At 52.1% G+C, this 20,897-nt stretch carries 19 protein-coding genes; 12 read left to right on the forward strand and 7 right to left on the reverse strand.

The window, feature by feature from the left end; genetic code table 11:
• The first annotated feature begins 214 nt into the window (after positions 1-214).
• Positions 215-847 carry a DUF1523 family protein gene (locus tag BLP79_RS13960; protein ID WP_090219938.1) on the forward strand — a complete coding sequence of 211 codons (633 nt, stop codon included), beginning with the start codon at positions 215-217 and terminating at the stop codon, positions 845-847.
• Positions 848-960: 113 nt separating this feature from the next.
• Positions 961-1,251 carry a DUF1330 domain-containing protein gene (locus BLP79_RS13965; RefSeq protein WP_090219941.1) on the forward strand — a complete coding sequence of 97 codons (291 nt, stop codon included), beginning with the start codon at positions 961-963 and terminating at the stop codon, positions 1,249-1,251.
• 8 nt (positions 1,252-1,259) lie between these two features.
• Here BLP79_RS13965 and BLP79_RS13970 read toward each other — a convergent pair whose 3' ends face one another.
• Entirely contained in the window at positions 1,260-2,837 is a 1,578-nt protein-coding gene (locus BLP79_RS13970; protein WP_090219942.1) for a DUF5928 domain-containing protein, read from the reverse strand.
• Positions 2,838-2,974: 137 nt separating this feature from the next.
• On the opposite strand from BLP79_RS13970, the gene BLP79_RS13975 reads away from it, so the two are divergent.
• Positions 2,975-3,793 carry a sulfotransferase family protein gene (locus BLP79_RS13975; RefSeq protein WP_090219944.1) on the forward strand — a complete coding sequence of 273 codons (819 nt, stop codon included), beginning with the start codon at positions 2,975-2,977 and terminating at the stop codon, positions 3,791-3,793.
• Positions 3,794-4,050: 257 nt separating this feature from the next.
• Here the strand turns inward: BLP79_RS13975 and ilvD are convergent, their stop codons facing one another.
• Positions 4,051-5,883, reverse strand: a complete 1,833-nt coding sequence (gene ilvD, locus BLP79_RS13980) for a dihydroxy-acid dehydratase (RefSeq protein ID WP_090219946.1) — start codon at positions 5,881-5,883, stop codon at positions 4,051-4,053.
• 126 nt (positions 5,884-6,009) lie between these two features.
• Positions 6,010-7,191, reverse strand: coding sequence for a benzoate/H(+) symporter BenE family transporter (locus BLP79_RS13985; protein WP_090219948.1), 1,182 nt, complete (start codon positions 7,189-7,191; stop codon positions 6,010-6,012).
• Positions 7,192-7,302: 111 nt separating this feature from the next.
• Here BLP79_RS13985 and BLP79_RS13990 point away from each other — a divergent pair, with 111 nt between their 5' ends.
• From BLP79_RS13990 to BLP79_RS14015, 6 genes are all read left to right on the forward strand, one after another.
• Positions 7,303-7,824: a helix-turn-helix domain-containing protein gene (locus BLP79_RS13990; protein WP_090219950.1), complete on the forward strand. Its 522-nt coding sequence runs from the start codon at positions 7,303-7,305 to the stop codon at positions 7,822-7,824.
• 57 nt (positions 7,825-7,881) lie between these two features.
• Positions 7,882-8,736: a DMT family transporter gene (locus tag BLP79_RS13995; RefSeq protein ID WP_090219953.1), complete on the forward strand. Its 855-nt coding sequence runs from the start codon at positions 7,882-7,884 to the stop codon at positions 8,734-8,736.
• A gap of 46 nt (positions 8,737-8,782) precedes the next feature.
• A complete protein-coding gene (gene smpB, locus BLP79_RS14000) occupies positions 8,783-9,259 on the forward strand; it encodes an SsrA-binding protein SmpB (RefSeq protein WP_090219955.1) in 477 nt (158 codons plus the stop codon).
• Positions 9,260-9,399: 140 nt separating this feature from the next.
• Positions 9,400-10,266: a 3-mercaptopyruvate sulfurtransferase gene (sseA, locus tag BLP79_RS14005; protein ID WP_090219957.1), complete on the forward strand. Its 867-nt coding sequence runs from the start codon at positions 9,400-9,402 to the stop codon at positions 10,264-10,266.
• Positions 10,266-11,450, forward strand: a complete 1,185-nt coding sequence (locus tag BLP79_RS14010; protein ID WP_090219958.1) for an amino acid aminotransferase — start codon at positions 10,266-10,268, stop codon at positions 11,448-11,450. The genes sseA and BLP79_RS14010 overlap by 1 nt, the downstream gene beginning before the upstream one ends.
• Positions 11,451-11,583: 133 nt before the next feature.
• Positions 11,584-11,985: a VOC family protein gene (locus tag BLP79_RS14015; RefSeq protein ID WP_090219961.1), complete on the forward strand. Its 402-nt coding sequence runs from the start codon at positions 11,584-11,586 to the stop codon at positions 11,983-11,985.
• Between the two features lie 68 nt (positions 11,986-12,053).
• Here the strand turns inward: BLP79_RS14015 and BLP79_RS14020 are convergent, their stop codons facing one another.
• The gene (locus tag BLP79_RS14020) at positions 12,054-13,373 is read right to left on the reverse strand and encodes an ammonium transporter (RefSeq protein ID WP_090219962.1); all 1,320 of its coding nucleotides are present in this window, start codon (positions 13,371-13,373) and stop codon (positions 12,054-12,056) included.
• 24 nt (positions 13,374-13,397) lie between these two features.
• Complete coding sequence (locus BLP79_RS14025; RefSeq protein WP_090220139.1) at positions 13,398-13,736, reverse strand: P-II family nitrogen regulator; 339 nt, start codon at positions 13,734-13,736, stop codon at positions 13,398-13,400.
• 255 nt (positions 13,737-13,991) lie between these two features.
• Between BLP79_RS14025 and BLP79_RS14030 the strand changes: the two genes are divergently transcribed.
• Entirely contained in the window at positions 13,992-16,211 is a 2,220-nt protein-coding gene (locus tag BLP79_RS14030; RefSeq protein WP_090219965.1) for a transglycosylase domain-containing protein, read from the forward strand.
• A 48-nt stretch (positions 16,212-16,259) separates the two neighbouring features.
• Here the strand turns inward: BLP79_RS14030 and BLP79_RS14035 are convergent, their stop codons facing one another.
• Together BLP79_RS14035 and BLP79_RS14040 are read right to left on the reverse strand one after the other, a co-directional pair.
• On the reverse strand, positions 16,260-16,847 hold the full coding sequence (locus tag BLP79_RS14035; protein ID WP_090220141.1) for an MlaC/ttg2D family ABC transporter substrate-binding protein: 588 nt from the start codon (positions 16,845-16,847) through the stop codon (positions 16,260-16,262).
• Positions 16,848-16,852: 5 nt separating this feature from the next.
• On the reverse strand, positions 16,853-17,611 hold the full coding sequence (locus BLP79_RS14040; RefSeq protein WP_090219966.1) for an MlaA family lipoprotein: 759 nt from the start codon (positions 17,609-17,611) through the stop codon (positions 16,853-16,855).
• Between the two features lie 209 nt (positions 17,612-17,820).
• On the opposite strand from BLP79_RS14040, the gene BLP79_RS14045 reads away from it, so the two are divergent.
• Together BLP79_RS14045 and BLP79_RS14050 are read left to right on the forward strand one after the other, a co-directional pair.
• Positions 17,821-19,578: a type I secretion system permease/ATPase gene (locus BLP79_RS14045; RefSeq protein ID WP_090219968.1), complete on the forward strand. Its 1,758-nt coding sequence runs from the start codon at positions 17,821-17,823 to the stop codon at positions 19,576-19,578.
• Positions 19,575-20,879, forward strand: coding sequence for an HlyD family type I secretion periplasmic adaptor subunit (locus tag BLP79_RS14050; protein WP_090219971.1), 1,305 nt, complete (start codon positions 19,575-19,577; stop codon positions 20,877-20,879). The genes BLP79_RS14045 and BLP79_RS14050 overlap by 4 nt, the downstream gene beginning before the upstream one ends.
• Positions 20,880-20,897 lie beyond the last annotated feature (18 nt).

Consider the following 20,897-nt stretch of genomic DNA (forward strand, 5'->3'; position numbering starts at 1 on the left):
TAATTCGTCTTTGAATAACTCAAACAGCAGAACCATCGGTGATATGTTAAAGGGCTTCGCTGTGTTGATCTGCAATAGATTGCTGGATTGAGGCAGGAAAGACGATGACAGGCTTGACCCCTGGCAATTCTCTCTGCATCCACCACATAGACAAGGGCGCAGGTTGCTGATGGTATATGCGCGAGACGAGTAGGTCAGCGCGGAAAGGTTCCCGATGGGATATGTGAGATGGATTATTTTTCTGATGTTCTGGAGCGGGATTGCCGCTGTACTGCATTATACCCTGCCACAATATGATGTGGTACGGATCGTCAACACCTATGAAGAACGTATCGAGCTGAACGATTGGACAAGAGCATTTTGGTCACGTCCAGATGCGCAAAGTGCTGCCGTGCAAAACCGTGATGTACAATTCATTCAGGCCGTGCGTCCAAATGGAGACGCAATCGTGTATCGTAACGAAGACACTGGATGGAGCTGGCCGCCTTATTTTAAGTTTGATACAGCGAATTTGTACACACAGGCCAATGATGCGATTTCAACCAAGGACGCGCCAGAATGGGTTGCGATCCGTCACTATGGCTGGCGCAGTCAGTTTTTAACGGTTTTCCCAAATGCCGTGTCGCTTTCAGATGTTGCTGCTCCAGAGGTGAAGCCGCGCAATTGGTTCAATATAATATTCTTGATCGGTTTCTCTGCCGTGGCCTGGGCTGTTTGGGTGCGGTGGCGTCGTTTTAGAATTCGCCGGGTGGAACCCATTGTTGAACATATTGAAGACGATCTTTGGGCTGCAGGGAATGCACTTAGGGATAGGCGCAATCGCCTTCGGGAGTGGTTTCGGCGCTAAAGCGTGCGGTGAAAGGGGAGAAGGTCCTAGTTCTCTATGCTGCAATACGGCTATTAATAAATCGGAGTGTTAAATTAATTTCGGCACAAGAGTTGCGGAGGCGAGGGGACAAGATGACAGTTAAAGTTGTCGCACTTACATCGGTGAATGAAGACAATATAGATGCGCTGACAACGTATATTGGGGTGACGTCACCTCTTTTGGAGCAAGTTGGTGCACGTATTGTTGAGCGTTATCAAATCGAAAAAACGGTCATTGGTGACGCACTTCCGCAAACGGTCACTGTGGTTGAATACCCTGATATGGCAGCCGTAGAACGAGTGTTTGAGGGCGCTGAATATACGGGGCTTCGTGAGGTCCGGGAGCGGGCTTTCACGCACTATCAAATCAGTATTGCGCGCTAACTTTATGCCTAATCCTTATAAAGGTCCGCGTTTTTAACGATCTCGCGGGCCTGTTGTTGTGAGAGGGGTAAAAATGCTGAAATCGCGTTCGCTTGTTCTTCGTGTGATGCTGCTTCATCCACGATATAGATGTCTTTAAAACCTGAATCCCACAGCGCTTCTGCTTCGTGCCTTATGTCATTGCGCAGCGTTGGCAGCACTTGTGCAAAGCTGGCATCGGTCGTTTGCTCTCCTGCAAGGCCTGATCGCAAGGCATGACCTTTTAAGTATTCATCAGACATTTTACAGTGGATATGCAGTACGCGTGTTTTTGATCGATCTGCGAAAAAGTCTTTGATCAGATCCAATGCGTTTGGATCAATGCAGATTATCAGCTGGTGAGATTGAAAATGCTCAAACAACAAGCGCAATAGCGCGCGTCTGTGCCGTGTGCGTTTTGTCAGTGTTGTCTCTAATCCGCCAAGATCTGGCAAATTGGCGGCTTCTTCATCAAACAGATAGTCCACGGCGGGAACTTTACTGACCTGCCGAAAATGCCGGACAAACCGCTTTGCGACGTGCCACTTTTTGCAACACACAACAAAAAGCTCGCGCTCGCGTCCTAAGGTGCTTTCGGTTTCCCAAAATCGTGGCGTGAAGCGATGGCCATTGCGTCCCTGTGTGGTCAAAAACTTATATAGATTTCTTCCTTCGTTTGAGAGTTTGAACGAGACATCCTTACTCAAATATAACTTGCCTAACCGAAGTTTGAGATCCATCGCCTCGGGTGAGATTTTACGTGCAAAAATAAAATCTTGCGACAAGAGTAAGTCATAGTGATCATTGTAGAACGTCACTGGCATACCGTAGTCTGTGAACATCAAAAACGTCAACGTGCGAGGGTTTATTTCAGCTTCTGGAATAAGATGGCGTACCAATGTCTGGAAAAACGTTTCATCAGGAATCCAGGTGGTTTTGAAAAACCGGATAAGATCTTGCCGTTCTTTCAGAAATGCCATCAAGGTTTCGATGGTACGTCGCCTTAAGCACCACCATTGACTGCCAATCTGCATTTGCAGCCCTGCCGGAATTTGGCGACGCAGCCCCAGTTTCTGTTGCAGGGTCATGTTCGCGTAGAAAAGTGCTTTATGATTTCGTTCATTGAAGAAATGCCGATAGATCAACCGGCCTTCCTTCATGCCGGTCTTAATCCAGTCGCTTGTGAAAAAATCAAAGCTTTCAATAAAGTCCTGATCGTTGCGGTCGAGGAAATCATGCGCATATTGTGCCGTTTTAATGGGCATGCAGTCCCCGGACAGGATGTAGAAATGTGTTGCACGCGGGAATGTGGCAAGTGCTGCATCAAGTGTGTTCAACGTCGCCTGGATGAGCGACCACTCCCCCCAGCCACATTTGACGCGTTTTGTCGCGAGCGTGGCATGGGCATTGTTTCGGATACCCTGTTTAATAATGTCATAGTCGCGACGCGAGGCACGGGCATCAAAGTGGATGGCAATATAATCCCCGGCAGCGGTGAGCTGCTGTGCCTGCAGGACGATAGCTTCCGGGTCTTTGTGACAGAGCAGGATATACGCAATTTTTGCCATAGGTGGAGATTTCAAACCTGGATGATGGACAGCGCTAATGTCTTGAATACACCAGATTACAAGGAATTAAATCAAAAGACTGTTGTGTCGTATATGTGTCCTTTACAGTTGCGGTAAGGCAGCAAGAGGACGCTCTTATGGGATTTCCCGGAATTTGGATGACCGAAAGTGAAAGTGTGGTGTACCGGGTGGTCCCGAAATGTGCCTGTTCAACAATTGGGCAGATCATGTATTATTCTGATCACGGTTCTTTTTTCGATGGCGATATCCATGATGCAACCGATGGCTTGCATAAATGGGCACAAGAACACAGTCAGGGCCCAATCACACGCAATGTGCAAGAACACCGTTCTTATGCGTTCACCTGTGTGCGCAATCCCTATACGCGTATTCTGAGTTCCTTTTTTGACAAAATCTGTGGCATTCAGCGCAATGGGCGGCGGTATCGTGGTAATCTTGTGCCCCGGTTGGCCTATGATTATGGGGTCGAAGTTGGCGGTGAAGACGGGCAAGAAGAGTTTGACCAAATTCAAAGCTTCCGCCGCTTCTTGCTTTTTGCGCGCGATACGATCAGGTTTCGTCGCCCAATGGATCCCGATATTCACTGGTCGGCAACCTCTGGCCATGTGTCTACATTCGTCCGCAATGGCGGCCGATATGATAAGATCATATGGACTGAGAAATTTGATGATGGCATGCAAGGCGTGTTGGATCAGATCAACACGCCGCACTCTGTAGATCTAAAAGAGATTCCGCGCTTCAACGAAAGCGAAGGCCATGGACCAAAGCGATTGCATCCCGTTGAAGACTATTTTGACGACCTCTCGATGCATCTGGTCTATGAGATCTACAAACGTGATTTTGAACTGTTCAAATATGATGTGGAAGATCCATCGAACAAGCAGCCAATTGGTGAAATCGATTTGGATGAAGTGCACGCCAAATTAGGTGATTAACGGATTTCCCCAAAAAGCATACTCTCTGAAACAGTAGGCTGAATGGCAATCGGCTATAGTGGTTCGTGCTATGCAGAACTTTTGCGTGTCGTCGAAACCGCGCCGCCAGAGGCGGCGCTTGGCCCAAGGCTGTATTGAGGATCGGCACAGCCGGTGGCCAGTGTAAGGAGCGGGAGAACTTGTTTCTTCCAGTATGTAGGGTTTTTTGTCAGGAACAGCGGCCCACCTGTAAAAAGGCAGGCCGCAGTCCTTCAGCGTTACACTTGGCGTACAGCGCCTTTTGCCGCTGAAGTTGCCAGTTTTGCATAGGCTTTGAGTGCGGTAGAAACTTTGCGCTTGCGCGGAGCTGCCGGTTCCCAACCTGCTTCATCTTGTGCAGCGCGACGGATCGCCAGCTCTTCTTCCGGGACCGCAAGGTGAATAGAGCGATTTGGGATGTCAATTTCAATTGTATCGCCCTGCTTTACCAGACCAATCAAACCGCCTTCTGCTGCTTCGGGAGACACATGCCCAATCGACAGACCTGAGGTGCCGCCTGAGAAACGGCCATCCGTCAAAAGAGCACATTTTTTGCCCAACCCTTTGGATTTCAGGTAGGATGTTGGATACAGCATTTCCTGCATGCCGGGGCCACCACGGGGGCCTTCGTAGCGGATCACGACGACGTCGCCTTCTTTGACCTTCCCAGTAAGAATATCATTCACCGCCTGATCTTGACTTTCACAGACATAGGCAGAGCCGGTAAAGGTCAGGTTGTTTGCGTCGACGCCTGCCGTTTTTACGATGCAGCCATCCAATGCAATGTTGCCAAACAAGACAGCCAGACCACCGTCTTGGCTAAATGCGTGGTCTCTTGACCGGATCACGCCGCCTTCGCGGTCTACATCCAGCTCTTTATAGCGATTGGATTGGCTAAAGGCCTCTGTTGTCCGCACGCCGCCGGGAGCTGCTTTGAACAGGCTTTCAGCTTCGGGGTTATTTGCGACCTTGATGTCCCATTTGGCGATGGCCTCGCCCATGGATGCGGAATGCACAGTCGAACAGTCATTGTGTAACAGGCCTGCGCGCGACAGCTCTCCTAGAATGGAGAAGATACCGCCAGCGCGGTGCACGTCTTCCATGTGGACGTTTTCTGTATTGGGCGCAACTTTACAAAGGCATGGCACCTCACGGCTGAGGCGATCCATATCTTTCATTGTGAAATTCACCTCGCCCTCATGGGCAATTGCCAGCAGGTGAAGGACTGTGTTGGTCGATCCACCCATTGCGATATCCAGCGACATCGCGTTTTCAAACGCGGCAAAGGTCGCGATTTCGCGCGGCAGCAGGCCTTTTTCTTCGCCAACATAGTGGCGTTTGGTGATATCAACGATCTTACGGCCTGCCTCAAGGAAGAGATTTTTACGATCCGCATGTGTCGCAAGGGTCGACCCGTTTCCGGGCAGCGCAAGCCCGAGTGCTTCAGCAAGACAGTTCATCGAGTTGGCGGTGAACATGCCAGAACAGGAGCCACAGGTTGGGCACGCATTTTCTTCGATATGCTGCACCTGTTCGTCGGTGAATTTATCGTTTGCAGCGGCCACCATCGCATCGACAAGGTCGATCTTGGTCATATCCAGATCTTCAATGTCGATTTTACCCGCTTCCATCGGACCACCTGAGACAAAGATCACAGGGATATTCAGGCGCATTGCAGCCATCAGCATGCCGGGGGTGATCTTGTCGCAGTTGGAAATGCAGACCATCGCGTCGGCGCAATGCGCATTGACCATATACTCAACACTGTCTGCGATCACTTCGCGTGATGGCAGCGAATAGAGCATACCATCGTGTCCCATTGCGATTCCGTCATCGACGGCAATGGTGTTGAATTCTTTGGCAACACCACCCGCGGCTTCGACCTCACGCGCGACCATCTGGCCCAGGTCTTTCAGGTGGACGTGACCGGGGACAAACTGTGTGAAGGAATTGACGATCGCGATGATTGGTTTACCAAAATCATCGTCTGTCATGCCGGTGGCGCGCCATAGGCCGCGCGCACCCGCCATGTTACGGCCATGGGTGGAGGTTCTGGATCGGTACATTGGCATGAAGCTGGTTCCCTTTATTTCTGGCCCACAGGGACACTATTCGCGCAATAAAGGCAATATCTGAGGGCGTATTTTGATCTATTGAGCCACGACGCAGGGGCGTGGTTTGTGTGGGGCGACGGTATTTCACGTCTTTTGTGGTATGGGGCGCAAGTGATTTGTACCGTGATAGAGAATCAACCCCGCCAAAAGGCCCCAGAATGCGGCTCCGATGTCCCAGAAACTTACACCGGATATGGTGATAAGAAACGTGATCAGCGCGGGCAAGCGCTCTTTGGTGTGCTGCAGGCTTTGAAACAAGCTGCTGCTGAAGGTGTTCAAAAGCGCAAGGCCTGCGATAATCGCGATCAGCGCAGGTGGCAGTGCGAGAACGATGGCTACGACTGCAGCACCCCCGAGACCAACACAGATGTAAAACACACCTGCCAGAACGCTGGCGCGATATCGGGTGTTTGGATCTGTATCTGCCTCGGGTCCGGCACAGATGGATGCTGATATCGCGGCAAGGTTGAAAGCAAATCCACCAAAAGGTGCGAGACCTGCGGTGACAAGGCCCGTCACAATGAGGCTCATCGAGACGGGTGGTTTATAGCCAAATGACTGCTGCACAGCGATACCGGGAATATTTTGCGAGCACATCGTGACGATGTAGAGTGGGAGACCAAGACCGATCATCGTTGCCAGCGAGAAGCTTGGGGTGATAAAGTCCGGTCTCTCCAAGGCCCAGCTGGTGTGCTCGGGGAGGACGGCTGTGTTGGAAAATGCTACATAGACAAGTCCGAACAGGAGCGAAACAAAGATCGCAAGTTGGGGCTTCCATGAGGCTGTTACAACAAAGCTTGCGCCCATCGCCAACATTAGCATTGGTTCGGTTTGCAGGGTATTGAAACAGGCGAGGATAAACGGGAATAGAACACCCGCAAGTAATCCGTTTGCGAGGCTGCTGGGGATTAATTTGCTGAGAATTGCCATCAGCCCTGAAAGCCCTGTGAGGATCAAAAGAGCTGCACAAAGGATGAAAGCGCCGATGACTTCTGCGATTGGGGCACCTGCATAGGTCGCCGCCAACAGCGCAGCGCCCGGGGTGGACCAAGCTGCCAGTAAGGGCTGGCGCGCCCAAAATGACATAATAATACTGCATACGCCTGCGCCAATACCCAGAGCAAGCATCCAGTCGCTGATCTGACTTTGGCTGAGGTTGAGCGTGTCAAAAAGCTGAAAAAGTACAGCGATTGAACCGGTATAGCCAACAAGCAGTGCAACAGCCCCGCTGGAAATATGGGATGATTTGACTGAAGTGAAAAACATAGGGCTTTCTCTTAGGCCTGTTGGCCGGTATGTGTCCGCTATAACGCACGGCTTGCAGGGGACGATAAGTTTGTGCGCTATAGCGCACAAGAGTTATTTGAGGCCTGAGCCATGAATCCCGCTGCAATTTCAGAGAATTTACGTCAGATCCGTGCGGATGCTGGGCTAAGTTTGAGCAAAGCTGCAGAAATCACGGACGTGAGCAAAGCCATGCTTGGGCAAATTGAACGCGGCGAATCAAGCCCGACGATTGCGACGCTCTGGAAGATTGCCAAAGGGTTTCAACAGCCTTTGACAGCTTTATTGCAGGACCGTTTGTCAAACATAGTGCCGCAAACCGTAGAGTTCCCAGGCAGTATCGCGGTGCAAATTGTGTTCCCCTTTGATCCCTCGCTTGGCGCAGAGACGTTTCGCATTTCATTGCTGCCTGGGCAATCGCATCAGTCCTCACCACATGCGCACGGAGTAACCGAAGAGGTCTATGTTTTAGAGGGTCCGATGGAAGTGTTACGAGACGAAGAATGGGTTTTGTTGCAACAAGGGCAGGGGCTGCGTTTTCGGGCTGATCAACCGCATGGATATCGTGCGGGATCAGGTGGCGCCGCCTTTTTGAATATGCATCACTATCGTTGAGGCGTGTCTGTGGCGGAGAACGCTGCTACCGGTTTGACCTAATTCAAAGGATAAAAGATGGAAACTTTCCGGGGGAGCCTGTTGATGGTCATCGCCATGCTGGCTTTTGCACTTGAAGATATGGTGTTTAAGATTGTGTCTCAATCTTTGCCGCTGGGGCAGGTGCTGATAGCATTTGGTCTGGGTGGAATGGCGGTTTTTGCAGCGATGGCGCGTGCGCAGGGTCAGTTGGTTTGGCACCCGGCGTTTGGCACGCGCGTTATGCTGGTGCGGTCTCTTGCTGAGCTGGTTGGTCGCCTGTGTTTTGCGATTGCAATTGCGTTGACACCACTGTCGTCTGTTTCTGCGATTTTACAGGCTGCGCCGCTGGTGGTGGCTGCGGGGGCAGTGGTGTTCTTTGGTGAGACCGTGGGGTGGCGCCGCTGGCTTGCGATTGGATGTGGACTGGTTGGGGTTTTGTTGATCTTGCGTCCTGGAGTGAGTGGTTTTGAACCCGCATCCCTATTTGCCGTGATTGCGATGCTGGGTTTGGCAGGGCGGGATTTGGCGACCCGAGCGGCCCCCAAAACCATGTCAAACGCGCAGCTTGGGTTTTTGGGCTTCTCGGTATTGGTGGTTGCGGGTGTCTGTGCCCTTGCATGGACTGGAGGGGCGCAGATCCCATCTACCACAGACTGGGCCTGGCTTGCGGCTATCGTTGGAGTTGGCGTTATAGCATATATGGCTTTAACAGGAGCGATGCGGTCAGGCGAAATTGCGATTATTGCACCGTTTCGCTATACACGTTTGGTGTTCGCGATGATCTTGGGCATTGCCATTTTTGGAGAGCGGCCAGATATGCTCACCTTGATTGGCAGTGCGGTGATCATTGCCAGTGGAGTTTTTACGTTGCTGCGCAGTCAGCGCAAATGACAGCACATCTTGAACCTTTGCAGCATGACGCATAAGACCTGTTTCTATGGCCAAGCAAAAAATAGATCCCAATTACAAGATTGTCGCGGAAAATCGGCGCGCGCGTTATGACTATGCAATCGATTCAGATATCGAGTGCGGCATCGTGTTGGAAGGGTCCGAGGTGAAAGCCCTGCGGGGCAACGGTGTGAATATCGCAGATTCCTATGCGGCAGTTGAAAACGGCGAGTTGTTTTTGGTGAACAGCTATATCCCGCCTTATGAACAGGCCAAAGTTTTCAAGCATGAAGAACGCCGTCGTCGCAAACTTTTGGTGTCGCGCAAGGAAATGGCAGATCTGTGGAATGCAACACAGCGCAAGGGGATGACCTTGGTGCCTTTGGTTCTGTATTTCAATCATCGTGGGCGTGCAAAGATCAAACTGGGCGTCGCCAAGGGCAAGAAAAACCATGACAAGCGCGAAACTGAGGCCAAGCGGGATTGGTCGCGCCAGAAGCAGCGCCTGATGAAGGATCACAGCTGATCTAGCAGGCGTATCCGGTGCGATAGGTGTCGCAAAGCTGGCTTTGTACACATCAATTGCCCCTGAAAGAGCCTAGATCTCTTGCGACTCTGACAAACCGGGAGTACCCATGCGCTAAGAGATGCAATGGGGAGGTTTAGATGCTGGACGATCCAAAAACGCTTGTTTCTACGGAGTGGCTTGCGGCTCACTTGAAAGATCCTGATTTGCGCATTCTGGATGCTTCTATTCCTCCGGTTGGAAGCGGTCCTGAGATGGCAGACAGCGCCAAGACGGCTTTTGAGGCCACGCATATTCCGGGAGCGCGGTTCTTTGATATCGATGATATCTCGGATCATCGTTCAGAGCTGCCGCATATGGCGCCTTCTGTTGAGAAATTCATGTCGCGCCTGCGCGCTCTTGGCGTCGGAGACGGCCATCAGGTGGTGGTCTACGACAATATGGGGCTGTTTTCGGCCGCGCGTGTCTGGTGGCTGTTTCGTTTGATGGGCCAGACAAATATCGCAGTTCTAGACGGTGGATTGCCCAAATGGCAGGCTGAGGGGCGTCCCGTGGAAGATCTCCCGCCGGTCATTCGGGATCGCCATATGACCGTGCGTGTACAAAACCATTTGGTACGGGATGCAACGCAGGTTTCGTCAGCATCAAAACTAAAAGATCATGAGATCATTGATGCCCGCGGTGCCACCCGTTTTAAAGGTGAGGTGCCTGAACCTCGGGAAGGTTTGCGTGCGGGCCACATACCCGGCTCAAAAAACGTCCCCTTCACCACGTTGCTGAACAAAGATCAGACCATGAAAGATACCGCAGGCCTAAAGGCCGTCTTTGAAGCGGCTAACGTGGATCTGTCTAAACCTGCTATTACAACTTGTGGATCAGGTGTCACTGCTGCCATTCTCAGCCTCGCTCTAGAGCGGATCGGGAAGACCGATCATTCGCTTTATGATGGGTCTTGGGTGGAATGGGGTGCATTTCCGACCCTGCCCGTCGCTACCGGAGAGAGCTGATGTTCGAAAACCTAAAGGCCCCACCTGCTGATAAGATTTTGGCGTTGATGCAGATGTTTCGCGAGGACCCTCGCGAAAATAAAGTCGATCTGGGAGTCGGTGTTTATAAAAATGCTGAAGGTGTGACCCCAGTCATGCGTGCGGTTAAAGCGGCAGAACAACAGATCTGGGAAGAGCAGGGCTCTAAATCCTATGTGGGCCTTGCCGGTGATCCTGCTTATTCAGCTGCGATGATTCAGCTGATCCTGGGGGACACTGTTGCACGCGAAAATATCGCCGCGGTGGCTACGCCCGGCGGAACCGGCGCGGTGCGTCAGGCTTTTGAATTGGTGCGCAATACAAACCCGGATGCGCGCGTCTTCGTGTCTGATCCGACCTGGCCCAACCATGTCTCGATCCTGAAATATTTGAACATGGAAACCGTCACCTATCGCTATTTTGATCGTGAAACACGCGGTGTAAACTTTGACGGAATGATCGAAGACCTGAAGGCCGCCAAAACAGGCGATGTGGTACTGCTGCATGGCTGCTGCCACAATCCAACAGGGGCCAATCTGAACGAAGTGCAGTGGCGCGAAGTGATTGCGTTGATCAATGCACAAGGTTTGATCCCGATGGTCGACATTGCCTATCAAGGATTTGGCGATGGGCTGGAAGAGGATGCCATGGGCGTGCGTCTGGTTGCTTCCAGCTGCCCAGAGGTGCTGATTGCGGCGAGTTGCTCCAAAAACTTTGGCATCTATCGTGAACGCACAGGTCTATTGCTTGCTGTGTCACAAGATGCAAGCGCACAGGCCCTGCATCAGGGCAATCTGAATTTCCTGAACCGTCAAAACTATTCATTCCCGCCAGATCACGGTGCACGGATTGTGTCGACGATCATGAATGATGATGCTCTGCGCGGTGACTGGGCTGCTGAGTTGGAAGAAACGCGCCTTGGCATGCTGGGATTGCGCCAACAGTTGGCGGATGAGCTGCAGCGTTTGACAGGGTCGGATCGGTTTGCCTTCTTGGCACAGCACCGCGGCATGTTCTCACTTCTTGGGACGACACCTGATCTGGTTGAGAAAATGCGCGTTGATAACGGAATTTATATGGTTGGGGACAGCCGTATGAATATCGCGGGCTTGAATAAACAGTCCGTTCCAATTTTGGCACAGGCCATTGTAGACGCTGGCGTATAAGCTAACGCAAATTTTGAATTGAATGAGCGCGCATTCTTTTACGGAGTGCGCGTTTCTTTTTAGGCAATGTACGACAGAGCGATACACAGCTGACGGTCGTTGCCGTTGGCTGAAGCATTGGAGGAATAAATATATGACACAAAAAATGGCACATGTCGCTTTGGTTGTGCGCGACTATGATGAGGCGATTGCTTATTACACCGATGTTTTGGGGTTTGACCTGATTGAAGACACATACCAGCCCGAACAAGACAAACGTTGGGTTGTGGTTCGCCCGAACGGAGGGGGGTGCTCTTTGGTTTTGGCAAGAGCCTCAAAGCGGGAACAGGACAGCTTTGTTGGAAATCAGGCAGGAGGCCGGGTTTTTCTGTTCTTGCAGACGGATGATTTTTGGCGTGATTATGAAGCGTATAAAAAGCGTGGTGTGGTTTTTGAACGGGACCCAAATGTAGCTGAATATGGTACTGTCGCAGTGTTCCAGGACTTGTACGGAAACCTGTGGGATCTGATCGAATTTGCTGCCCATAAAGCCTGATTAAACTTTGGTTGGCCGCAAAAAAAGCCCGGCGCAGGCCGGGCTTTTTTGTTTTTTGATGAAAAGGCTTAGCTTGCCTTGAATTCAGGATAAGCTTCCATACCCAGCTCAGCCATGTCCAGTCCGTTGATTTCGTCTTCTTCGCTGACGCGGATGCCAACAACTGCTTTCAGGATCGCAAAGCCGATGAAGCTCACAACAAAGACAAAGCCGCCAATTGCCGCAAAGCCGATGATCTGAGTGACGTAGCTTGCATCAGAGTTGGTCCATGCCACGATGAATGTACCCCAGAAACCAGCGATCAGGTGAACAGGAATTGCACCAACAACATCGTCGATTTTCAGCTTATCCAGGAAAGGAACCGCGAAGACAACGATGCCACCGCCCACTGCGCCAATGATCAGCGACTGGAACAAAGAGGGCGCCAGAGGCTCAGCTGTGATCGAGACCAGACCAGCAAGCGCACCGTTCAGGATCATGGTCAGGTCAGGCTTTTTGAACATGACTTGTGTCAGGATCAGTGCGGTAACAGCACCAGCTGCTGCGGCCATGTTGGTGTTTGCAAAGATACGGGAGATATCGGCCATATCGCCAATTGTGCCCATAGCAAGTTGCGAGCCGCCATTGAAGCCGAACCAACCCAGCCACAGGATGAATGTACCCAAGGTCGCCAGAGCAAGGTTAGAACCTGGCATAGGAACAGTACGGCCATCTTTATATTTGCCGATACGTGGACCAAGGATGATAGCACCTGCAAGAGCCGCAAAACCACCCGCTGCGTGAACCAGAGTTGAACCAGCAAAGTCAGAGAAACCCATCTCGGACAACCAGCCACCGCCCCACTGCCAAGAGGCTTCGATCGGGTAGATAATTCCTGTCAGGACAATCACAAAGATTAGGAAAGGCCACAGTTTAACACGTTCAGCCAAGGTGCCTGATACGATTGATGCTGTGGTTGCACAGAACATCAGCTGGAAGAAGAAATCAGAACCAACAGACGCATAATCAAGTGCGGTTTCGGTACCTTCAAGTCCAACAGGTTCAAGGGCAGTTGGTGCAAATGTGCCAACCAGGCCTGGGATGATCCAGGCATCGCCAGGATACATCAGATTGAAGCCAACCAGCCAGTACATGATTGCTGCAAGCGAAAACAGCGCCATATTTTTAGTCAGCTGCATTGTCACGTTTTTGGAGCGCACCAGGCCAGCTTCGAGCATCGCAAAACCGGCTGCCATCCAGAACACCAGAAAACCGCCAACCAGAAACAGAAGCGAGGTAAGGATGTATTGAGTGTGCTGGGCGGTCAGGCCTTCGGCCTCCTGCGCCAGCGCTAGTCCGGGCAGCGCAACGAGAGCCCCCGCGGCTAGAGGGAGAGTAAACTTTCTCATGTCATTTCCTTCCGTCTCGGACGCTTAAAGCGCCTCTAGATTGGTTTCGCCTGTGCGCACGCGGACAGCTTGTGCGACGTCCAGGACAAAGATCTTACCGTCACCGATTTTTCCGGTGCGGGCGGTCTGTGTAATTGTTTCGACAACCTGATCGGCCTGATCGGCGGACACCACAATCTCCAGCTTGATTTTGGGTACGAAGTTCACTTCATACTCTGCGCCGCGGTAGATTTCAGTGTGGCCGGCCTGTGCGCCAAAGCCTTTGATTTCTGTTACCATCAGTCCCGACACGCCGATCTGGGTCAGCGCTTCGCGGACCTCTTCCAGCTTGAAGGGTTTGATGGCTGCTATGATCATTTTCATCTCAACACCCTCGTATGGGCCTGCGCCCGTTCCATTTCGCGTCTGCAGAAAAGCGGCAGGGATGAGTCGTGGGAACGTTGGCTGTGGTTTTTGAGTGCTTCCCAGAGGGCGGGGCATAAAAAAATTGCTTAAATTTTGCTCAATGATGAATATTTAGGCGGTTTGTGGAGGGGAAATCCGCTCATTGTACCCCTCTACATTGTTTATTAGGGGGTGTAATGTTGGGAAAACGGGCAAACCGGGCAGGAACTAGGCATGGCACAAAAAAGAGGGCGTAAACCGTTGGTTGCGGATAAACGCTATGGTAACCCACCGGTACGACGCCCCAAGAAACCCAAATCAAAGTCTAAAAACAAGCGGCTGTTTGGCCTTTTTAAGCGGCGCACGGCAAAGCCCAAGACCTCTAATCGCGCGCCAAAAAGGCAGGTGCGGCGTGGGCCACTTGGCTGGCTTTGGCGATTGATTTCATGGTGTGTGGGTCTGGTGTGGCGCATGACGTGGCGCGCGGCAGCCGTTCTTGCAGCGATCATCGGGATTGCAGTCGGAAATGTTTATATCGGTCTGCCGGAAGCGCGTGCTTTGGTTGATGGACGCGCGCGCGGTTCCGTCACATTGCTGGATCGCAATGGGGAGGTTTATGCATGGCGCGGCGATCAGTTTGGCGGCGTTGTAACAACCGATACTGTGTCACCACATCTGAAACATGCGTTTGTCGCGACCGAAGATAAACGGTTTTACGGTCACTTTGGATTAAGCCCCCGCGGTGTGGCCTCGGCAATTCGGATCAATCTGCGTGAAGGTCGTGGCCCTTTGTCAGGCCACGGTGGCTCTACCATTACTCAGCAGACGGCTAAATTGCTTTGTCTGGGTGTCGAATTCGACCCCAAACAGTGGAAGAATGAAGCCGCTTATGAACGCGATTGTCGTCGTGGCTCTTTGGGGCGCAAGATCAAGGAAGCAATCTATGCGCTGGCGCTAGAGACGAAATATTCCAAGGATGAAATCCTCTCTATATATATGAATCGCGCCTATCTTGGAGGCGGCGCTTATGGAGCGGAAGCTGCAGCACAACGGTATTTTGGAAAATCTGCAAGCCAAGTGAATGCCGCAGAAAGCGCGATGCTGGCTGGATTGCTCACAGCACCGTCCACCCTATCGCCAACCAGCAACCTTCAACGCTCACAAGATCGTGCTGCAACCGTTTTGCGTCTGATGGAGGAACAGGGGTATCTGACCGAAGCTGAAATGCGGGCCAGTCAGCAAAGCCCTGCAACCTTGTCAAAGGCCGCGCAAGCGCGTGCTGGAGGGTATTTTGCAGATTGGGTGATGGACACCATTCCAGATTTCTTTGGGCAGGAAACCACCGAGGATGTCGTGATCCGCACGACGTTGGATCAGCGCCTGCAAACGGCTGCTGAAGAGGCGATGGACCAAATCTTTTCAACAAAGGTGCGGGCAGGGTCCAAAGCACAGGCCGCAATTGTGGTGATGAGCGCTGATGGTGCAGTGCGGGCAATGGTTGGCGGACGGCAGACGCGGGTGTCAGGTGTTTTTAATCGTGCAACCCAAGCCAAACGCCAGACAGGATCTTCGTTTAAGCCCTTTGTTTATGCCACAGCTCTGGAACTGGGGTATTCGCCTTTTGATCAGGTACGAGACGCTGAATACTGTCTGCATATTGCAGGTTCAGGACAATGGTGCCCAAAGAACTACACCAACCGGTACTATGGTGATGTGACGATGACACGGGCGTTGCGGGATTCGCTCAATATTCCTGCGGTGAAACTGTCAGAAGCGGTTGGACGGGATCTTGTGCGCAAAGTTGCAGGTGATTTCGGGATCGAAAGTGATCTTGCGGATGGTCCCGCTTTGGCGCTTGGCGCTTCTGAAAGCAGCTTGTTGGAAATGACTGGTGCCTATGCGGGGATCTTGAATGGCGGATCTTCAGTCGCGCCTTATGGTCTGGTTGAACTAAAGCTTTTGCAAGACAATGATCCATTGATTCAAACAGAAAGTGGCATTGGAGAACGTGTCATTCAGCGCGGGGCTGCCCAACAATTGACCTGGATGATGGAAAAAGTCATTGCAGGTGGAACTGGTACACGGGCGCAACTGCCGGGGCGGCAAGCTGCTGGAAAATCAGGAACCACACAGGCCGCGCGGGATGCTTGGTTTATCGGTTTTACGGCTGACTATGTGGCGGGGGTTTGGATGGGCTATGATGACAATACCCCACTGACGGGTGTGACAGGTGGCGGTCTGCCAGCTGAGATTTGGCGTGAAACCATGTTGAGGGTCCACGAAGGCCTACCAGCGCGCCCACTGCCCATGCGTGAGCCGCAACCGATTGCCCGCGAAATCCCGCAGCCGACGGTGCGCTATGAACAACCCCGTGAGCGCCCGCGCGAACAGGGAGGCGGCCAAGGTCTTGGCCGTGCAATCGATAATGTGTTGCGTGGTATCTTTGGGAATTAACAAAAAGGCCCCGTTTCCGGGGCCTTTCATTTAGAATAACGTTTGATCTTAACCGAGTGTTTTAAGGTCGCGGATGGTTTTGTCCAAATCGCCCTTGTTGCGGTCGATGATGGCACCAACTTCGGTTCGCTCGGTGAGCAAGAGATTCACGCCTTCGATATACATATTAAAGAAGCGGTTTTTCCCAGACCGGTTAGAAACCTGAAACGTAACTTCAAAGGGGGACTGGCCTTTGAGGTACGCAACGGTTTCGACCTCATACCACTTTTTGACCTTTTTCACCTTAGCCACTTCAAGGCGACCGCCTATGAATTCGCGGAAACGGCGACCGTATTTGCGCGCAATATAGCCTTGAAACGCTTTAGAAAACTCGCGTTTTTGACTGCTTGACGCGCGGCGTGCTTCGACACCCATCGCATAAGCTGAGATATAGGATGTATCACTGTAGCTTGCAAAGATCCGTTCAAACTCGCGGAACATTGCTTTTTCGCCTTTGCCTGCTTCGATAACGGCATTGATGTCACCAACCAGGGTGTTGATCAAAGAGCGCGCTTCATTCTGATTGAGAGCGAACGCAGCGTGTGGTGCAAAGGTCAGGGTCGTACCCAGACCCACAAGAAAGGAACGGCGGTGCATCATTTTTAAAACCCTTCTGTATCCAGTTCAAACGGATCAATCTCGGAGGTTTCCGAGGTTTGACCCAGCTCAAACCGGCGGTTCTGCAAATAGATCAGACGCGCCTGCGCATAGCTGTCGGCACTGTCATATAAGATCGAATCGATTGTATCTGAGTATGTGCCACGATCGCCAAGGCGGCGCACGACCTCAGCATAGGCATCGAGATTTTCGGCGGGATTGCTCCCATAGCCAAGTGGATTGGTGAAAAAGTCGACCACAAGCCCAGTTGCATCACGCGCATTGGAGGGGCCAAAGAATGGTAGCTCAACATAAGAGCCTTCGCCGACACCCCAGACATGGAGCGTTTCGCCAAAATCGGTGTCCACTTGTGGTACATTGAAATCCGTAGCCGGATCGCCCAGACCGCCGATACCCAGAACGGTATTTATCGCAAAGCGTGACAACGCAACGCCTGCTTGTTTTACGTCGCCTTGCAATAAAGAGTTCACTGCTTGGCCAGGCATGGAAAGGTTCACGGCGAAATTGCTGAAACTGTTGACCATATCTGGCGGAACAATGGTTACATACCCTTGTGACGCGGGACGGAATGCATAACGGTCTACGCCGCGATTAAAGGCATGTACGGTGCGATTGCGCGCTTCATGTGGGTCATGAACCTCACCGGTGGCCAGAGCTTCTGGGTTCGGTTTGGCGCAGCCTGCAGTCAAGGCTGCAGCGACAAGGGCTGCTGCTGGGAAAATCGCGCGACTAATCGATTTCATCGTTGTTCATCTCATAATTCAATGCAAGGCAGCCCTTTAAGACCGCGAAGACAGGATTGATATCACATAAGTGCATTTCACCTGTTTCACAGGGGGCTACCATTTTTGTTTAGTGGCCTGTGACACATTTGGGACATTGTAAGTGAAAAACAATAAGTGTCAGTGTTTAGGTCTCCTATACACTGGTTTCTTCACTTTAGCAGTAGGCTATGTCAAAACGTGATCATCTTTCAGGCTTGAACGAGTTGCGCGATGCGCGACGGGAGAGCCGTAATCTCTACTGGGCCGTAGGCCTGTTCTCTTTTTTTGTTAATTTGCTGATGCTTACAGGGCCGCTCTATATGATGCAGGTCTATGACCGTGTTTTAGGCAGCCGGTCAGAAGCCACGCTGATTGCTCTCTCAATTCTGGTTGTCTTTTTATATGGAATGATGGGGCTTTTGGATTACGTTCGCGGACGTGTGATGGCACGTGTGGGGGCACGTTTCCAAGCAAGGTTGGACAAACGTGTGTTCGACGCAATGATTCGACGGTCAGCCGTGACATCGGATCCTGTGGCACAGACGGGGCTAGCGGATCTTGAGGCAGTGCAGCGTTTAATGGCGTCTCCTGTGCTGACTTCTGCGTTTGATTTACCTTGGACGCCTATTTTCATTGCAGGGATCGCCTTGTTCCATCCCTGGCTTGGACTGTTGGCTTTAGGTGGTGGTGTTGTCCTGATCTCGATTGCAGTGTGTAACCAATGGCTCTCACGTAAGCCTTTACAGCAAGCCAATGTCTCGTCGCATAAAGCGTCCCTTCTGTCCGAAGAAATTCGGACCGAGGCCGAGATGATCCAGTCTATGGGAATGCGCGGCGCGGCCTTTGATCGGTGGAAAGTCGCGCGCGACAATGCGCTGACCGAAACTGTCGGCGCAAATGATCTGGGCGGTGGGTTTTCGACACTTACCAAGACACTTCGTCTCTTCTTACAATCGGCGATGCTTGGACTTGGGGCTTATTTGGTTTTGCAGGGGGATGTGACACCCGGTGCAATGATTGCTGGATCGATCTTGCTAGGCCGGGCGCTTGCACCGATCGAGCAAGGGTTAGGGCAATGGGCGATGGTGCAGCGCGCCTTTAAAGGCTGGGACACTCTGGCGGAATTGCTGAGTAAAGTTCCTGAAGAGCAGCCAAGGACTGCCTTGCCCAAACCCAAAGCCTTGTTAGAGGTGACAGGTCTGGCAGTGGTTGCGCCTGGTGAAAAACGTCCGCAGCTGCGCAATGTGAATTTTCGAGTGGAGCCTGGGCAGGCGGTGGGCGTGATTGGTCCCTCAGGATCAGGGAAATCAACGCTGGCTCGCGCACTCACCGGCGCTTGGCTGCCCGCGGCAGGATCTGTTCGATTGGATGGTGCGGCCCTTGATCAATTTGACGCGGATGTCTTGGGCCAGCATATTGGATATCTGCCGCAGCGCGTGCAACTTTTTGAAGGCACGGTTGCGCAGAACATCGCTCGCCTTGATCAAAAACCAAATTCTGAACTCGTTGTGGCAGCAGCGCGCAAAGCTGCGGCACATGATATGATCCTGAAATTACCGTATGGTTATGATACCCCAATAGCAGGGGGCGGCGGGCGCCTTTCAGGCGGACAGATGCAACGCGTTGGCCTTGCGCGCGCGTTGTTTGCAGATCCAGCCATTGTGATCCTGGATGAGCCTAATTCGAATCTTGATAACGAAGGTTCTGTTGCGTTGAATGCGGCAATCAAACACATGAAACAGGAAGGGCGCTCTGTCTTGATCATGGCGCACCGCCCTGCAGCCATTCAAGAGTGTGATATGCTCTTGGTGATCGATGGTGGTACACAGACAGCCTATGGGCCCAAAGATCAAGTACTCCGCGAGATGGTTTCGAACCACAAGAATATACAGCAGTCTGCGCAACAAGACTCGAAAACACCAGCAAAGACAGGAGGCGTCGCATGAAACAGAGACAACAATGGTCTGCGCGGAGTCAGCTTGTTCTGGGGTTTCTTGGTCTTGCCGTTTTGCTTGGTGGGTTCGGCAGCTGGGCAGTTGGGTCATCAATTGCGGGCGCGGTGATTGCAACTGGGCGGATCGAAGTGGATCGCAATCGCCAGATTGTCCAGCATTTGGATGGCGGTATCGTTGCTGAGATCCTTGTGGACGAAGGCGATACGGTTGAGCAAGGGCAGATGCTGATCCGCCTTGATGCGGCGGATTTGCAATCACGCCTTGCGGTTGTCGAAGGGCAATTGTTTGAGGTGATGGCCCGTCGTGGTCGCCTAGAGGCGGAACGTGATGGCGCCGGTGAAATCATATTTGACCCACAGCTTTTAGACCTTGTTGATCTGAAACCGGATGTTGCGGATTTCATTGCAGGGCAACAGCGCCTGTTCATGGCGCGCAGAGAATCTGTGGCGCGCGAAATTGAACAGATGCAAAAGCGCAAAGTTCAAATCGAAGAACAGATCGTGGGTGTTCAGGCGCAGCAGCGCTCCACACGCATACAGCTTGATCTCATTGCGGAAGAGCGTGAGACGCAGCAGTCCTTGCTCACGCGTGGATTGACGCAGGCAGGCACCGTATTGACGTTGCGCCGAACTGAAGCAGATCTTGAAGGCAGTCTTGGCTCCTTGATTTCGTCCGAGGCGCAGGCGCGTGGACGGATCACCGAGCTTGATATCGAAGTGCTACGGCTCAGCACCGAACAGCGCGAAGAGGCGATTTCGCGTCTTCGTGATCTGCGCTTTCAAGAGGTTGAGCTGGCAGAGAACCGGCGCAATCTTCAGCAACAACTTGCCCGTCTTGACGTGTCAGCCCCGGTGTCCGGCATCGTTTACGGGATGCAGGTGCAAACGCCCCGTTCTGTCATCCGAGCCGCAGAGCCGGTTTTGTATTTGGTGCCGCAGGATCGCCCTCTGGTGATTGCCACACAGGTTGCGCCGACTGATATCGATCAGATTTATGTCGGGCAAACCGTAACCTTGCGGTTTTCGGCATTGGATCAGCGTCAGACACCTGAGTTGTTTGGTACAGTTTCACAAGTCTCGGCAGATGCCTTTGAACAAGAAGGTACACAGCTGACATATTATCGAGCCGAAGTAGAGCTGAACCCTGGTGAATTGGAGCGTTTGCCAGATGAGGTTGCGCTTATTCCCGGAATGCCAGTTGAAAGCTATATTCGTACCGAAGAACGATCACCGCTGACATATCTTATCAAACCTCTCAGCGATTATTTTGTCCGCGCGTTCCGGGAGACGTAAGATGCTTGGCGTTGACCC

Source organism: Epibacterium ulvae (assembly GCF_900102795.1).
Taxonomy (GTDB): Bacteria; Pseudomonadota; Alphaproteobacteria; order Rhodobacterales; family Rhodobacteraceae; genus Epibacterium; species Epibacterium ulvae.

Bases quoted from the DNA above. Each gene is read 5' to 3' on its own strand.
- BLP79_RS14035 (WP_090220141.1), bottom strand. From the start codon at position 16,847: ATGCACCGCCGTTCCTTTCTTGTGGGTCTGGGTACGACCCTGACCTTT.
- BLP79_RS14020 (WP_090219962.1), bottom strand. From the start codon at position 13,373: ATGAGAAAGTTTACTCTCCCTCTAGCCGCGGGGGCTCTCGTTGCGCTG.
- BLP79_RS14010 (WP_090219958.1), top strand. From the start codon at position 10,266: ATGTTCGAAAACCTAAAGGCCCCACCTGCTGATAAGATTTTGGCGTTG.
- sseA (WP_090219957.1), top strand. From the start codon at position 9,400: ATGCTGGACGATCCAAAAACGCTTGTTTCTACGGAGTGGCTTGCGGCT.
- smpB (WP_090219955.1), top strand. From the start codon at position 8,783: ATGGCCAAGCAAAAAATAGATCCCAATTACAAGATTGTCGCGGAAAAT.
- BLP79_RS13965 (WP_090219941.1), top strand. From the start codon at position 961: ATGACAGTTAAAGTTGTCGCACTTACATCGGTGAATGAAGACAATATA.
- BLP79_RS13970 (WP_090219942.1), bottom strand. From the start codon at position 2,837: ATGGCAAAAATTGCGTATATCCTGCTCTGTCACAAAGACCCGGAAGCT.
- BLP79_RS14040 (WP_090219966.1), bottom strand. From the start codon at position 17,611: ATGAAATCGATTAGTCGCGCGATTTTCCCAGCAGCAGCCCTTGTCGCT.
- BLP79_RS13985 (WP_090219948.1), bottom strand. From the start codon at position 7,191: ATGTTTTTCACTTCAGTCAAATCATCCCATATTTCCAGCGGGGCTGTT.
- BLP79_RS13990 (WP_090219950.1), top strand. From the start codon at position 7,303: ATGAATCCCGCTGCAATTTCAGAGAATTTACGTCAGATCCGTGCGGAT.
- ilvD (WP_090219946.1), bottom strand. From the start codon at position 5,883: ATGCCAATGTACCGATCCAGAACCTCCACCCATGGCCGTAACATGGCG.
- BLP79_RS13995 (WP_090219953.1), top strand. From the start codon at position 7,882: ATGGAAACTTTCCGGGGGAGCCTGTTGATGGTCATCGCCATGCTGGCT.
- BLP79_RS14025 (WP_090220139.1), bottom strand. From the start codon at position 13,736: ATGAAAATGATCATAGCAGCCATCAAACCCTTCAAGCTGGAAGAGGTC.
- BLP79_RS13975 (WP_090219944.1), top strand. From the start codon at position 2,975: ATGGGATTTCCCGGAATTTGGATGACCGAAAGTGAAAGTGTGGTGTAC.
- BLP79_RS14030 (WP_090219965.1), top strand. From the start codon at position 13,992: ATGGCACAAAAAAGAGGGCGTAAACCGTTGGTTGCGGATAAACGCTAT.
- BLP79_RS14045 (WP_090219968.1), top strand. From the start codon at position 17,821: ATGTCAAAACGTGATCATCTTTCAGGCTTGAACGAGTTGCGCGATGCG.
- BLP79_RS13960 (WP_090219938.1), top strand. From the start codon at position 215: ATGGGATATGTGAGATGGATTATTTTTCTGATGTTCTGGAGCGGGATT.
- BLP79_RS14050 (WP_090219971.1), top strand. From the start codon at position 19,575: ATGAAACAGAGACAACAATGGTCTGCGCGGAGTCAGCTTGTTCTGGGG.
- BLP79_RS14015 (WP_090219961.1), top strand. From the start codon at position 11,584: ATGACACAAAAAATGGCACATGTCGCTTTGGTTGTGCGCGACTATGAT.